The organism is Acidovorax sp. FG60, from assembly GCF_057808995.1.
Map to the genome: position 1 here is coordinate 60,733 of NZ_JBMDJC010000006.1, position 14,028 is coordinate 74,760.

The 14,028-nt window shown below is 64.7% G+C and carries 12 protein-coding genes; all 12 read right to left on the minus strand.

What is annotated here, in order from left to right; translation table 11 throughout:
• Nucleotides 1–7: 7 nt before the first annotated feature.
• On the minus strand, nt 8–898 hold the full coding sequence (locus tag ACODS0_RS10745) for an alpha/beta hydrolase family protein (RefSeq protein WP_431151823.1): 891 nt from the start codon (nt 896–898) through the stop codon (nt 8–10).
• Between the two features lie 217 nt (nt 899–1,115).
• Nucleotides 1,116–2,315, minus strand: a complete 1,200-nt coding sequence (locus ACODS0_RS10750) for an acetyl-CoA C-acyltransferase (protein WP_055400958.1) — start codon at nt 2,313–2,315, stop codon at nt 1,116–1,118.
• A 12-nt stretch (nt 2,316–2,327) separates the two neighbouring features.
• The gene (locus tag ACODS0_RS10755; RefSeq protein WP_488834838.1) at nt 2,328–2,837 is read right to left on the minus strand and encodes a DUF4442 domain-containing protein; all 510 of its coding nucleotides are present in this window, start codon (nt 2,835–2,837) and stop codon (nt 2,328–2,330) included.
• Nucleotides 2,838–2,869: 32 nt separating this feature from the next.
• A complete protein-coding gene (locus tag ACODS0_RS10760; RefSeq protein ID WP_488834841.1) occupies nt 2,870–5,272 on the minus strand; it encodes a 3-hydroxyacyl-CoA dehydrogenase/enoyl-CoA hydratase family protein in 2,403 nt (800 codons plus the stop codon).
• 67 nt (nt 5,273–5,339) lie between these two features.
• Nucleotides 5,340–5,777 (minus strand): DUF2147 domain-containing protein, encoded by a 438-nt coding sequence (locus ACODS0_RS10765; protein WP_488834843.1) that lies wholly within the window; start codon nt 5,775–5,777, stop codon nt 5,340–5,342.
• 44 nt (nt 5,778–5,821) lie between these two features.
• Complete coding sequence (locus ACODS0_RS10770; RefSeq protein WP_306553381.1) at nt 5,822–7,618, minus strand: acyl-CoA dehydrogenase C-terminal domain-containing protein; 1,797 nt, start codon at nt 7,616–7,618, stop codon at nt 5,822–5,824.
• Nucleotides 7,619–7,623: 5 nt separating this feature from the next.
• Entirely contained in the window at nt 7,624–8,370 is a 747-nt protein-coding gene (locus ACODS0_RS10775) for a TetR/AcrR family transcriptional regulator (protein WP_488834845.1), read from the minus strand.
• A 185-nt stretch (nt 8,371–8,555) separates the two neighbouring features.
• Nucleotides 8,556–9,218, minus strand: coding sequence for a nucleoid occlusion factor SlmA (slmA, locus tag ACODS0_RS10780; RefSeq protein WP_488834848.1), 663 nt, complete (start codon nt 9,216–9,218; stop codon nt 8,556–8,558).
• 177 nt (nt 9,219–9,395) lie between these two features.
• On the minus strand, nt 9,396–10,847 hold the full coding sequence (locus tag ACODS0_RS10785; RefSeq protein ID WP_121422250.1) for a sensor histidine kinase: 1,452 nt from the start codon (nt 10,845–10,847) through the stop codon (nt 9,396–9,398).
• Between the two features lie 90 nt (nt 10,848–10,937).
• Complete coding sequence (locus ACODS0_RS10790; protein ID WP_055396780.1) at nt 10,938–11,630, minus strand: response regulator transcription factor; 693 nt, start codon at nt 11,628–11,630, stop codon at nt 10,938–10,940.
• 173 nt (nt 11,631–11,803) lie between these two features.
• Nucleotides 11,804–12,694 carry an acetylglutamate kinase gene (argB, locus tag ACODS0_RS10795; protein ID WP_055396782.1) on the minus strand — a complete coding sequence of 297 codons (891 nt, stop codon included), beginning with the start codon at nt 12,692–12,694 and terminating at the stop codon, nt 11,804–11,806.
• Nucleotides 12,695–12,778: 84 nt separating this feature from the next.
• Nucleotides 12,779–13,882 carry a glycosyltransferase family 4 protein gene (locus tag ACODS0_RS10800; protein ID WP_029413975.1) on the minus strand — a complete coding sequence of 368 codons (1,104 nt, stop codon included), beginning with the start codon at nt 13,880–13,882 and terminating at the stop codon, nt 12,779–12,781.
• Nucleotides 13,883–14,028: the final 146 nt, after the last annotated feature.

Below are 14,028 nucleotides of genomic sequence, written 5' to 3' on the forward strand. Positions count from 1 at the left end.
CGACCGCTCAGGCCGTCGTACCGGAGACTTCGCCGTGGGGCATCACGCCGCCGCCCAGCGTGGCCAGCGCAGCCGCTGCGCGCGGCCACAGGCTTTGGCGGAATTGGTCGCGAAAGAAACCAAAGTGCCCAATGCGCCGCACCTGCAGGTCGGCCGGCGTGATGCTCTCCACCCGGCGTTCGGTGTTGGCGTACAGGTTCACCAGGTTGTGCGTGCCGCGCAAGGTCATCAGCTCGTCGTCCGCCATCGACAGCGCCAGCACCGGGAACCGCACCGCGCCATAACTCTGCGCCACCGCAGGCCCCTCTGCCCCCACGCTGTAAGCAGGGTCCAGACACCAGCGCCGCCACTGCAGGATCACCCCAGCAGGCAGGTCGCCCACCTTCTTGAGCGTGCGCCCCGGAAAGTACCCGCACAGCCGCGTGGCCAGCGGCACCAGCACCCACCAGAAATACGGAACGATGCGCTTGAGCTGCGGCGCGTTGTCACGCCAGTAGCCGCTGCCTGCAGCCACGCTGAGCAGGCCCGCCACCTGTTCGGGCTTTTTCAGCAAGCCCGGCAACTGCGCGCCCAGGCTATGGCCCAGCAAATACAGCGGCTGCGACGGCAGCGCAGCCTTGGCGGCTGTGATGACCGCCTCATAGTCCTGCGCCCAATCAAACAGATCCGCCTTCACATCGCGCATGGCGCCCTGCAGCGAATCGCCGTGGCCTCGGTAGTCGAAAGTGGTGACCCGAAACCCCTGCTGCGCCATCCACAGCGCAAAGGCCTCGTAATACGACTGCCGCACCCCCATCGCGCCGCCGATCACGACGCTGGCGCGTGGCGCGCCCTCGGGTTCGTAAACACGCAGCGCCAATGACACTGCCCCGTTCACCTGCAAGGTTTGCTTGTTCATGTCTGTCTCCTTGATTCAATGCCGATCTGCGCCAGCTTGAATGGAAAAGAAAAACAGGCAGTGCACTTCCCCCTGCCTTCACACCCCGCCCTCAAGGGCGTAGCGAGCGGCTTTCAGGCTAGGCGGACGGAGCGCAGCAACCGGAACGTACTTGCGGTACGTGAGGATTGCGAGCACCGCCCAACGACGCATGAAAGCCGCGCAGTAGCCAGCTAACTCACAAAGCTTCGATGATGCCGGCGGCGCCTTGGCCGGTACCTACACACATCGTGACCATGCCGTACTTCAGCTTGTGGCGGCGCAGCGCATGCACCACCGTAGCCGCCCGAATCGCGCCCGTGGCCCCCAGCGGATGCCCCAGCGCAATCGCGCCGCCCATGGGGTTCACGTTCGCAGGGTTCAGCCCCAGCGTATTGATGACGGCCAGCGACTGCGCAGCAAACGCTTCATTCAGCTCATACCAACCAATGTCATCGCTCTTGAGACCCGCATAACGCAGGGCCGCAGGAATCGCTTCGATAGGACCAATGCCCATGATCTCGGGTGGCACGCCACGCGCTGCGTAGCTCACAAAACGCGCCAGGGGCGTCAGGCCAAACTGCTTCACCGCCTTTTCGCTGGCCACGATCAGTGCACCCGCGCCATCGCTGGTCTGCGAGCTGTTGCCCGCCGTGACGCTGCCGCGTGCCGCAAACACGGGCTTGAGCTTGGCCAGGCCTTCGAGGGACGTGTCGGGGCGAGGGCCTTCGTCCAGGCTCACGGTGCGGCGCTTTTCCACCACTTCGCCGGTGGCGAGGTTGGGCGACCGCTCCACGATCTCGAAGGGCGTGATTTCGTCGGTGAACTCACCGGCCTTTTGCGCCTTGATGGCACGCAGGTGGGATTCAAGGGCGAACGCGTCCTGCATTTCGCGGCTCACCTTCCACTGCTGGGCGACCTTTTCGGCGGTCAGGCCCATGCCGTAGGCGATGCCTACGTTTTCGTCCTTGGCAAAAATCTCGGCGTTGAACGAGGGCTTGTTGCCGCCCATGGGCACCAGGCTCATGGACTCGGCGCCACCGGCGATCAGCACGTCGGCCTCGCCCACGCGGATGCGGTCGGCGGCCATCTGCAGCGCGGTGATGCCCGATGCGCAGAAGCGGTTCACGGTCACGCCGCCCACGGGGTGGTCGAACGCCAGGCCCACGGCAATGCGGGCCATGTTCATGCCCTGCTCGCCTTCGGGGAAGGAGCAGCCGATGATGGCGTCTTCAATCGCCTTGGGGTCCAGCGTGGGCACCTGCAGCATGGCGCTCTTGATGGCAGCGACCAGCAGGTCGTCGGGGCGGGTGTTCTTGAAATAACCGCGGCCCGAGCGCCCGATGGGCGTGCGCGTGGCGGCGACGATGTAGGCGTCCTGGACTTGTTTTTGAGCCATGGTGAAACTCCTTCAATTCTTGGGGGGGCGGCTGGAAGGAACCCAGGCCCACGTAAATACACATTCGACCGGCTCCACACCGGCTTCATCGGTCACGGTGACTTTCACATGCACCTCGCCCTTGTCGCTGGCCCGCATGGCGGCGCGCTGCTCGGCGGTGAGCGTGGCCACGGCTTTGAGGCCGCCCGTGGCGCGCTTCTTGAACGCCATGCTCAGCTCCTTGGCCAGCGGCAGGCAGTCGTCGCGCACGTTCATGCCCACAACCATGCCGGTGGCCGTTTCAGCCAGCAGGTTCATGGCCGAGGCGTGCACACCACCAATGTGGTTTTGCACACGGTGCTCGTTGGCAAGATGCACTTCGACCCGCTCAGGCGTGAGCGATACGAACTTCACCCCGGCCGTGCCGGTGAAGGGCACAGCCCGGCGCAGGATGATGTTCTGCACGAAGCCGCGCAGGAAGGCAGGGGCCTCGTCCAGGCGCATCAGCGAGCGCTGCAATTTGTTGGGGGCGTGTTCGCTCATGTCGGTCTACCGGCTATCCATCGACGTCCGGATCAGTTGCGAACCGGCTTGCCGGTGGACAACATGCCCAGGATGCGCTCGTGCGTCTTGGGCTGGGCGATCAGGTGGCAGAACACCTTGCGCTCCAGCGTGAGCAGGTATTCCTCGCTCACCATCGAGCCAGCATCCACATCGCCGCCACAGACCACCTCGGCGATCATGGCGCCGATCTTGAAGTCGTAGGCGCTGATGAAGCCTCCGTCGCGCATGTTCACCAGCTGGGCCTTGATGGTGGCCAGGCCGCTGCGGCCCGCCACGGGGAACAGGCGCTTGTGCGGTGCACGCCAGCCGCTCGCGGCCATGGACTTGGCTTCGTTGATGGCCACGAACAGCAGCTCGTCCTTGTGGGGCACGATGATGTCGCTGTCCAGCAAAAAGCCCAGCTTGCGCGATTCGATGGCGCTGGTGCCCACCTTGGCCATGGCGGCGGCGGTGAAGCCTTCGGTCAGGAAAGGCAGGATGTCCTTGGATGTGGAAGCTGCCATGTTCTCGGCCGCGCGGCGGGCGATGTAGGTCAGGCCGCCGGCGCCGGGCACCAGGCCCACGCCCACTTCGACCAGGCCGATGTAGCTTTCCATGTGGGCCACACGCTTGGCCGAATACACGGCCAGCTCGCAACCACCGCCCAGCGCCATGCCATGGATGGCTGCGACGACAGGCACCTGCGCGTAGCGAATGCGCATCATCAGGTTCTGCAGCTCCTGCTCGATGCTTTCCACCGCATCGGCGCCGCCGACCATGAACGCGGGCATCGTGGCTTCCAGGTCGGCCCCCACGCTGAAGGGCGCGTCGCCGGACCAGATGACCATGCCCTGGTATTCGGCCTCGGCCAGTTCCAGCGCTTCCATCAGCGCTTCCATCACTTCGGGGCTGATGGCGTGCATCTTGTTCTTGATGCTGGCGATGAGCACTTGGCCATCGAGCGTCCAGGTGCGCAGGGCTTTCGATTCGGCAATGGTGGTGCCAGCGGTGCGCCAGTCGGGCAGATTGGATTCGCCCAGCAGCGCCTCGGGGAAGATCTGGCGCTCGTACACGGGCAGCTGGCGGCGGGGCACAAACTTGTTCTGCGATGCGCTCCACGAACCTTGCGCGGTGTGCACGCCACCGGCGTCGGCCACGGGGCCCTTGAAGACCCACTCGGGCAGCGATGCCTTGCACAGCGCTTTGCCCGCGTCGATGTCCTCCTGGATCATCTTCGCCACTTCCAGCCAGCCGGCTTCCTGCCACAGCTCGAAGGGGCCCTGCTTCATGCCAAAGCCCCAGCGCATGGCCTGGTCCACGTCGCGGGCGTTGTCGGCGATGGTGCCCAGGTGCACGGCAGCGTAGTGGAAGCTGTTGCGCAGGATGGCCCAGAGGAACTGGCCGGGCGCACCTTCGGCGTTGCGCAGCAGGCGCAGGCGTTCGGCCGCAGGCTTCTTGAGCATGCGCGCATACACCTCGTCGGCCTTCTGGCCTGCGGGCACGTACTCTTCGCTTTCCAGCTCGAAGCGCATCACGTCGCGGCCAACCTTCTTGAAGAAACCGGCCTTGGTCTTCTGACCCAGATTGCCCAGCTCCAGCAGCTTCTTCAGCACGGCGGGCGTACCAAAGCTTTCGTAGAAGGGGTCGGTCTCGATACTCAGGTTGTCCTGCAGCGTCTTGATCACGTGGGCCATGGTGTCCAGGCCCACCACGTCGGCGGTGCGGAAGGTGCCGCTGGATGCGCGGCCCAGCTTCTTGCCCGTGAGGTCGTCCACCACGTCGTAGGTCAGGCCGAAGTTCTCGACCTCTTTCATCGTGGCCAGCATGCCCGCGATGCCCACGCGGTTGGCCACGAAGTTGGGCGTGTCGTGCGCACGCACCACGCCCTTGCCCAGGCCGCTGGTGACAAAGGCTTCGAGCTGGTCCAGCACTTCAGGCTGGGTGGTGGGGGTGTTGATCAGCTCCACCAGCGTCATGTAGCGCGGGGGGTTGAAGAAGTGGATGCCGCAGAAACGGGGCTTGATGCTCTCGGGCAGCACTTCACTCAATTTGGTGATCGACAGGCCCGAGGTGTTGGACGCCAGGATGGCGTGCTTGGCCACGTGGGGCGCGATCTTGGTGTACAGGTCGAGCTTCCAGTCCATGCGCTCGGCAATGGCCTCGATCACGAGGTCGCATTCCTTGAGCAGGTGCATGTGCTCTTCGTAGTTGGCCTGCTGGATCAGCGCCGCGTCGTCGGCCACGCCCAGGGGCGAAGGCTTTAGCTTTTTCAGGCCTTCAACGGCCTTGGTGACGATGCTGTTCTTGGGGCCTTCATTGGCGGGCAGGTCGAACAGCACCACGGGCACCTTCACGTTGACGAGGTGGGCGGCAATCTGCGCGCCCATCACGCCTGCGCCGAGTACGGCGACTTTTTTCACTTGGAATCGGGACATGGGTTGGGTTCCTGGTTGGGGCGTTGCGCAACACCGCATGGGGCGCGCAAGGCCACGGGAATGGGGTTTACTGGACGCGGATCCAGGTTTGCGTGCGGCCGAACGGGCCGATCGAGCCCCGCACTTCGAGCTTCTTGCCGCCCTCGACGGGGGTCATGCGCAGGGTGTAGTTGCGGCCGTTCTCGGGGTCGAGAATCTTGCCGCCTTCCCACACCTCTTTGCCGTCAGCCTTCTTGGCACCCCGGATGATCTCCAGGCCCAAGATGGGCTTGCCCTTGCGGTCATCCGAGCATTCGTCGCAGACCTCATCGGGCTTGGCGTCTTTGGACAGGCGCTTTTCCAGCGCCCCGTTCAAAACGCCGCCGCCGATGTCGCGGATGCGGATTTCGGCCTTGGCCTCGCCGGTCTTGTCGTCGATGTTGCGCCACAGGCCTTCGGGCGTCGCCTGCGCCCAGACGGGCGCTGAAAACGCTACGAAAATGATAGCTGCTACCGCTTTATACATAGGCGCTCCGTGCCAAAAAAGCTTGAAATCCGCAGGTCTACCGATCAGGCCAGGGCCAGATCCGTGTCCATCAGCACCTTGCTGCCAGCACGGGCCGTGCGCATCAGCGTGACGGTTTCGGGGAACAGCTTGGCAAAGTAGAAGCGCGCCGTCTGCAGCTTGGCGCCATAGAACGGGTCGGTGTTGCCAGCGGCGATCTCGCGCAGGGCGACCTGGGCCATGCGGGCGAACAGGTAGCCGAACACCAAGTGGCCGGCCACGCGCAGGTAGTCCACGGCGGCAGCGCCCACTTCGTCGGGGTTCTGCATGCCCTTGAAGCCGATCTCGGTGGTGAACTTGGTCATCTGGTCACCCAGCATGGCCACCGGGTTGATGAACTCGGCCATCTTCTCGTTCACGCCTTCTTCTTCCACCAGCTTGCCGATCAGCTTGCCCAGCTTCTTGAGCGTGGCGCCGTTGTTGCCCAGGATCTTGCGGCCCAACAGGTCCAGCGACTGGATGGTGTTGGTGCCTTCGTAGATCATGTTGATGCGGTTGTCGCGCACGTACTGCTCCATGCCCCATTCCTTGATGAAGCCGTGGCCGCCGAAGACCTGCATGCAGGCGTTGGTGGAGATGTGGCCGTTGTCGGTGATGAAGGCCTTCACGATGGGGGTGAGCAGCGCCACCATCTCTTCGGATTCGGCACGCACCTTTTCATCGGGGTGGCTGTGCACCTTGTCCAGCAGCAGCGTGCAGAAGATCTGCAGCGCGCGGCCGCCTTCGGCGTAGGCCTTGGCGGTGAGCAGCATCTTGCGCACGTCGGGGTGCACGATGATGGGATCGGCGTCCTTGTCCTTGGCCTTCACGCCCGAGAGGCTGCGCATCTGGATGCGGTCCTTGGCGTAAGCCAGCGCATTTTGGTAAGCCACTTCGGTCAGGCCCAGCGACTGGTTGCCCACACCCAGGCGGGCGGCGTTCATCATCACGAACATGGCGGCCAGGCCCTTGTTGGGCTGGCCCACCATGGTGCCGATGGCGCCGTCGATGGCGATCTGCGCGGTGGCATTGCCGTGGATGCCCATCTTGTGCTCCAAGCCCGTGCAGAAGATGGGGTTGCGCTCGCCCAGCGAGCCGTCGGCCTTCACATTGAACTTGGGCACGACGAACAGGCTGATGCCCTTGCTGCCCTTGGGCGCGTCGGGCAGGCGGGCCAGCACCAGGTGCACGATGTTGGCGGTCATGTCGTGCTCGCCGGCGCTGATGAAGATCTTGTTGCCGGTGATCTTGTAGGTGCCGTCGGCCTGCGGCTCGGCCTTGGTGCGCAGCAGGCCCAGGTCGGTGCCGCAGTGGGGTTCGGTCAGGCACATGGTGCCGGTCCACTCGCCGCTGGTCAGCTTGGGCAGGTACAGGGCCTTTTGCTCTTCGGTGCCGTGGGCGTGCAGGGCTTCGTAGGCGCCGTGCGACAGGCCGGGGTACATGGTCCAGGCCTGGTTGGCCGAGTTCATCATCTCGTACAGGCACTGGTTCAGCACGAAGGGCAGGCCCTGGCCGCCGTAGGCAGGGTCACACGACAGTGCCGCCCAGCCACCTTCGACGTACTTGGCGTAGGCATCCTTGAAGCCCGTGGGGGTCTTCACTTCGTGGGTGGCCTTGTTGAGCACGCAGCCTTCGGTGTCGCCGCTGATGTTCAACGGGAAGGTCACTTCGGCAGTGAACTTGCCGGCTTCTTCGAGCACCGCGTTGATGGTGTCCACATCCACCTCGGCGTGGGGCGGCATGGCCTTGAATTCATCGCTGACCTTGAGCACTTCGTGCATGACGAATTGCATGTCGCGCAGGGGCGGCGTGTACATAGGCATGGGGTTTACTCCTTGGAGGTGGTGGTTTGGTTGGAAACTTTGCGGCGCTTGGCAGCAGCAGCAACGGGTGCTGCTTCTGCGCTGGCGCCTGGTTGTGTGGCGCTGTAGCGCGCCAGGATGTTGTGAAAGCCCTGCACCGCCCGGGCCATGGAGCCCGGGGTCTGCAGGAAGCGTGCTTCGTAGTGCAGCGCGAGGATGAGGCCGTGGATCTCGAACAGCATCTGCTCGGCATTGGTGTCCGCGCGCAGCTCGCCCAGGCCCTTGCACTGCTCGATGGCGCGGCGCATGGCGGCGTGCCAGGTCAGCACCGAGCTGGCCAGCGCGTCACGCACGGGGCCGGTGCGGTCATCAAATTCGACCGCACCGCTGATGTAGATGCAGCCCGAATCGATTTCGATGGAGGTGCGCTTCATCCAGTTGTCGAACATGGCGCTGAGCCGGGCCAGGCCACGCGGCGCGGACATGGCGGGGTAGAACACTTCCTGCTCGAAACGCGTGTGGTATTCACGAACCACGGAGATCTGCAGCTCTTCGCGAGAGCCAAAATGGGCAAACACGCCCGACTTGCTCATGCCCGTGACGTCGGCCAACGCCCCGATGGACAGGCCTTCCAGGCCGATGTGCGTGGCCAGGCCCAGCGCTGCCTCGACGATGGCCGCCTTGGTTTGCTGGCCTTTTTGCAGGGCGCGGCCGGTACCGCTGCGAGCGCGCGGGATGCGGGTGACCTGGCTGGATGAAGAGGTGGCGGACATGCGGGCAAATAAAAACGAACGTTCGTTCTATTCTGCAGCAAATTCTCCGCCCGACCAAAACCCCCGGAAAAAATAGGGAGGCCCACCCAAACCATTCGTTGCGGCGGTGCCACCCACTGCCCCACCCCATCGCTTCCGCCCCCGCCACCGGGCCGCCCACGGCAGGCGGCACCCAGGCGGTGGTATCAGAGAATCAGCGCCAGGCTGGCTTCCAGGTGCTCCGATGGCGGGCGCTTGAAACCCGAGCGCGCGTAGCGTTGCAGGCGCCCCACGGCAAACGCCGTGAGCACGCTGGCCGCGACCTGGGCATCCACAGTGGGTGTGGCAGAGCCCGCCACCGCCGGGCGCAGGCACTGGCGCAGGGTGGATTCGATGCGGTCAAAAAACTGGTTCATGCGCTGCTGCAGGCGCTCGTGCTCAAACACCAGGGCATCGCCCACCATCACGCGCACCATGCCGGGGTTGCGCTCGCCAAACTGCAGCAGCAACGCCACGATCCGCGCAGCCTGGCGCGTGCCCACTTCGGCAGACTGGTCCGGATCGGGTACATCGCGGCCGGTAATCTGCTGGACCAGGGTGAACACGGTCTGCTCGATGAAGTCGATCAACCCTTCGAACATCTGCGCCTTGCTGGCGAAGTGGCGGTACAACGCGGCCTCGCTGACAGAAAGACGCGCCGCCAACGCGGCGGTGGTGATGCGCTCTGCCCCAGGCTGCTCGAGCATGGCCGCCAGCGCTTGCAGGATCTGTACGCGCCGCTCACCCGGCTTGGGCCGTTTGCGCGCAGCCGGAGTTTCGCCCCCGTCGTCGGTACTGGCTGGCTCGGGGAGGGGCGAAAGTTCAGACATGCAGGAACAAGGGCTGGGGTAAGGCCATGCGGCCAAGGGCACCCTGCGCCGGGTTCACATGCCAGGTGGGCATGCACCGGCCTGCGGCAGGGCGTAAATCATGTGTGGAAATGATTCTCGCACAGGCCCTGGGGCGGCCCCATGGGCACGGGCGAGAGCAGCTACCGCTACGCCGATTTACAGCGGAAACACCACAGTCACCAGCAGGCCGTGCCCCAGCGGGCCGGTGCCCAGCGTGAGGGCAGCGCGGTGCACGCGCGCAATTTCGTCGGCAATGGCAAGCCCAAGCCCCGTGCCCTCGCCCACCGTACCGGGCACCCGGTAAAAACGCTGCATGACGCGCCCTCGCTCGGCATCGGGCACGCCAGGCCCATCGTCTTCCACCTCGATGAACACACGCGGCGGCCCTGCGCGCCCTTGGCGCATGCCACAGCGTATGGTCACAATGCCGCCCGCCGGGGTGTACTTGATGGCGTTGTCCACCAGATTGGACAACAACTCGCGCAGCAGCCAGCCATGGCCGGTGACATGCACGGGCTGGACTTCCAGCCCCAGGTCCAGCCCCTTGCCGGTGGCTGGGTCGAGAAAGGTCTCCAGCAGGGTTTCGCACAGGTCCTTGAGGTCTACACGCTGGGGCGGCTGCGCGTCCAGGCTGCGCGCATCGGCGCGCGACAGTGCCAGCAGCTGGTGGGCAAGCTGCGAAGTGCGGCGCGTGGCATTGCGCAGCTTTTCGATCTGGTCAACTCCTAAAACAATAGCACCTTTCGCTTGCCCATCGTGCGCTAGCGGCAATTTTCCCTCAAGATTTGACAAGGACACCCGGGGTGGTGCCGCCGCCTTGGCCATCATGGCCCAGGCTTCGACCTGTGCCTGCAGGCCCGCCAGCGGGGTGCGCAGCTGGTGCGCCGCATCGGCCACAAAGCGGCGCTGCCCTTCCGCCTGCGCATTGACCAGTGCAAACAGGCGGTTGAGCGAGTGCACGAGCGGGCGCACCTCGGCGGGCGACGAGGCTTCGTCGATAGGGCTCAGGTCACGCGGCGAACGGTGCTCCACCGCTTCGGCCAAGTCCACGAGCGGTTTGAAGGCCCGGCCCACAGCCCAGTGGATGGCCAGCGCGGCGGCGGCCACCAGCACCAGGTTGGGCAGCAGCACCCGCAGCAGGAGCTGCTGCGCCCATTGCTGGCGCGGGTCAGACCCGTCGGCCAGCGCCACCACTAGTTCGCCAGCCCCGGTGCGACCACGCTGCACCGCCACCCTATAGGTCACCCCGCCAAACTCAACGCTGTGGAATTCGGGCGCATGGGTGGTGGGCACGGCACTGTGCACCCAGTCGTCGCCCAGCAGCAGGCGTCCAGAGATGTCGCGCACGCTGTAACCCGCAAACCCGGTGTTCTGGCGCAGAAAGTCTTCGACCGGAGGCGCCAGCAGCAGCAAGGGCGGCTCGTGGTCACGGATGGAGGGGGCCAGCACCGAATCTGCCAGAGCGGGCAACAGCCGCAGCAGGCGCTGGTCGTGCCGCCCGGCGGCCTCGTCGGCCGAGCGGTAGTCGAGCCACACGCCCACCAGAGCCAGCGCGCACAAAGGCAGCACCAGCAAGATCAGCAGCCGATTGCGCAGGTCGGAGGTCATGGCACGCAGGCCGGGCCGTGGGGAAGGGATGGCTCGGTCCGGCGGCGTCATCATGATCCTTACCGACGGCTTCAGCCAGGCCGGTTCCGCTCAGGCAGCCTGGAGTTCAAGCCGATAGCCGAACCCACGGATCGAACGCAGCGCCACGCCATGCGGCTCCAGTTTGCCACGCAGCCGGGAGACGTAGACCTCCACCGCGTTGGGCGTGATCTCCTTGTCCCAACCCGTCAGAGCCTGCAGAAGCTTGTCCTTGCTGGCAGGCTTGGGGGCATTGATGAGCAGGTACTCCAGCACAGTCCATTCGCGCGGACCGAGCTCAATGACCTGCTCCCCGTCCCCGGTACGGATGCTGGCGCGACGGCCAGCCGTGTCCAGCTCCAGCGGACCAAAACTCAACACCGCTGTGGTCGCGGCTTGCGAGCGGCGCAGCAGGGCGCGCAGGCGTGCCAGCAGTTCAGGCAACTCGAAGGGCTTGACCATGTAGTCGTCGGCCCCGAGGTCCAGCCCCTGCACGCGGTCGTGCAGTGCATCGCGCGCGGTGAGGATCAGCACCGGCAGGGCGGGGCTTGCCATATCAGGGCGGCGCAGGCGGCGGGTGAGTTCCAGCCCATCCATGGCCGGCAGGCCGATATCGATGATGGCCGCGTCGAACGACTCGGTGCGCAGCACCTCTTCGGCGCGCTCACCGCTTCCGACCCAATCCACGGCGTACCCCGCGTCGGTCAACCCCAGCTTGATGCCGCTGGCAACCATCACATCGTCTTCGACCAGCAAGAGTCGCATATCAACCCACTTGTTCGCTGTGCATAGCAGCATGCCCGATAGGCTGGCGCAGCCTCATCCGGCGGCCGCCGCGCAAGGACAGCCAATACCCTGTGCTGGCGCTGGCGACGTCACCCACCCCGCGAAGCGAGAGAAGGGAGAAGGCGAGAAGCGACTCAGAGGGATGGACCATTTCAATGGCTACGAATCATGGTCCCGTAGGCCTGGTCGGTCAGGATTTCGAGCAGCATGGCGTGCGGCACACGCCCATCAATGATGTGCACTGCGTTCACGCCGGCCTTGGCAGCATCCAGCGCTCCCGCAATCTTGGGCAGCATGCCGCCAGAGATGGTGCCGTCGGCAAACAGCGCGTCGATCTCGCGGGCCGTCAGGTCGGTGAGCAGATTGCCCGCCTTGTCCAGCACGCCGGGCGTGTTGGTCAGCAGCATGAGCTTTTCCGCTTGCAGCACCGTGGCCAGCTTGCTGGCCACCACGTCGGCGTTGATGTTGTAGCTCTCGTTGTTCTCACCAAAGCCGATGGGGCTGATGACGGGGATGAAGGCGTCGTCCTGCAGCGCCTTGACCACACTCGGATCGATGGAGACGATGTCTCCCACCTGCCCCACATCGTGCTCGATGGACGGGTTCTTGTTGTCCACCATCTTGAGCTTCTGCGCACGGATCATGCCGCCGTCGCGCCCCGTCAGGCCCACAGCCTTGCCGCCGGCCTGGTTGATCAGGCCCACGATGTCCTGCTGCACCTCGCCGGCCAGCACCCACTCGACCACTTCCATGGTCTCAGCATCGGTCACCCGCATGCCCTGGATGAACTCGCCCTTCTTGCCCAGGCGGTTCAGCGCCGTCTCAATCTGAGGTCCGCCGCCGTGCACGACCACGGGGTTCATGCCCACGAGCTTGAGCAGCACCACGTCCTCGGCAAAGTCGGCCTGCAGCGCGGGGTCGGTCATGGCGTTGCCGCCATATTTGATGACCATGGTCTTGCCATGGAACTTGCGGATGTAAGGCAGCGCCTGGGCCAGGATTTCAGCCTTGTCGCGCGGGGCAATCGAAAGAAGGTCGGTCATGGAGGCGGGCCATCCAGAGAAAACGGTGAGGCGCAAATTGTGCCGCATTCGCGCGGCGCGCTGGGTTTGCCAGCGCACCCGCCGTCAGTGGCGCAACCAGTTGGGTACCTTGAAACGCACAATGGCCAGGTAGGCCATCACATAGCTGATGACGAACAGGCCGCAAAACGCCATCAGCAGTGGGGTATTGCTCCAGAACAGTACCGCAGGCACCACCGTCAGCAAGGTGAAGCCCCACAGGTAGGGGGATGTGCGGTTATTGCGCATCAACACCCTGCGCGATTCATCGTCATGGAAGACACCCCGAACAATGCGACGGTAAATCAATTGGTGAAAGTGCAGCGCATCGGCAACGCCGGGGGAAACGCCCCTCACGGTCTTGCGGTAGATCGAGAAGATCGTTTCCCAGACGGGGTAGATCAGCAAAAGCATGGGGAACCAGGGCGACACATCGGCGTTGCGCTGCACCAGGGAAATGCTGGCCAGGGCAATCACGCCGCCCCACACGTAGGCACCGCCATCCCCCGCGAACAACATTCCGCGCGGGTAGTTCCAGACCAGAAACCCGCCCGTCGCCGCCGCTGTGGACACCAACAGCGCAGCCAGCGCACGGTCCCCCACCTGCAGGGCCACATGGGCCAGCGCAAGACAGACGATCAGAGCCACCATGCCCGCCAGGCCGTTGTAGCCATCAATAATGTTGAACGCATGGGGAAGTCCCGCAACCGCCAGAACAACCACCGCAACGCCCAGCCACGGAGCAGCGGCCAGCAAAGAATCCAGCCAAGGCCACCCCATGCGCGGCAAGGTCAGATCCAGCAGGATCACCGCCAGAGCGCCGGATGCGCCGGTCAGGCTCAAACGGTAACGCACAGACAGGCGCTGGGTCATGTCCTCCGCAATGCCGCCCAGCGCGGCGGGCAGCAAGGCCACCAGCCAGCCCCCCACCCAAGCTCCGAGCTTCAGCGAGCCAGGATCACCCCAATGGGTAGATTGAAGAACACCAAGGCCCCAACTGCACCCAATGCCCAGCAGCAATGCGGCTCCCCCCAAGCGGGGAACGTCCCCCAGATGAAAGCGTTGGGGCATGCCGTTGCCGTACACGGAAGCGTGGCTGTGCATCCACCGCACGATGAACCCTGCCGCCAACGCTGCAACGATGAATGCCACCACAGATAACCAGATCATGAGCGGCCGATGGTACCCGCACTCAGTCCCAGCACCTGTAAGAAAGCGCTATCCACGCAGCCCCACCCCAGCGAACTGGGGCTGTTGGCATGCTGCAAGGACGCCATGTGGGGAGAACCTGGGAAGACGCCACCACGAAGGCCCGA

Bases quoted from the DNA above. Each gene is read 5' to 3' on its own strand.
- ACODS0_RS10745 (WP_431151823.1), bottom strand. From the start codon at position 898: ATGAACAAGCAAACCTTGCAGGTGAACGGGGCAGTGTCATTGGCGCTG.
- ACODS0_RS10750 (WP_055400958.1), bottom strand. From the start codon at position 2,315: ATGGCTCAAAAACAAGTCCAGGACGCCTACATCGTCGCCGCCACGCGC.
- ACODS0_RS10755 (WP_488834838.1), bottom strand. From the start codon at position 2,837: ATGAGCGAACACGCCCCCAACAAATTGCAGCGCTCGCTGATGCGCCTG.
- ACODS0_RS10760 (WP_488834841.1), bottom strand. From the start codon at position 5,272: ATGTCCCGATTCCAAGTGAAAAAAGTCGCCGTACTCGGCGCAGGCGTG.
- ACODS0_RS10765 (WP_488834843.1), bottom strand. From the start codon at position 5,777: ATGTATAAAGCGGTAGCAGCTATCATTTTCGTAGCGTTTTCAGCGCCC.
- ACODS0_RS10770 (WP_306553381.1), bottom strand. From the start codon at position 7,618: ATGCCTATGTACACGCCGCCCCTGCGCGACATGCAATTCGTCATGCAC.
- ACODS0_RS10775 (WP_488834845.1), bottom strand. From the start codon at position 8,370: ATGTCCGCCACCTCTTCATCCAGCCAGGTCACCCGCATCCCGCGCGCT.
- slmA (WP_488834848.1), bottom strand. From the start codon at position 9,218: ATGTCTGAACTTTCGCCCCTCCCCGAGCCAGCCAGTACCGACGACGGG.
- ACODS0_RS10785 (WP_121422250.1), bottom strand. From the start codon at position 10,847: ATGACCTCCGACCTGCGCAATCGGCTGCTGATCTTGCTGGTGCTGCCT.
- ACODS0_RS10790 (WP_055396780.1), bottom strand. From the start codon at position 11,630: ATGCGACTCTTGCTGGTCGAAGACGATGTGATGGTTGCCAGCGGCATC.
- argB (WP_055396782.1), bottom strand. From the start codon at position 12,694: ATGACCGACCTTCTTTCGATTGCCCCGCGCGACAAGGCTGAAATCCTG.
- ACODS0_RS10800 (WP_029413975.1), bottom strand. From the start codon at position 13,882: ATGATCTGGTTATCTGTGGTGGCATTCATCGTTGCAGCGTTGGCGGCA.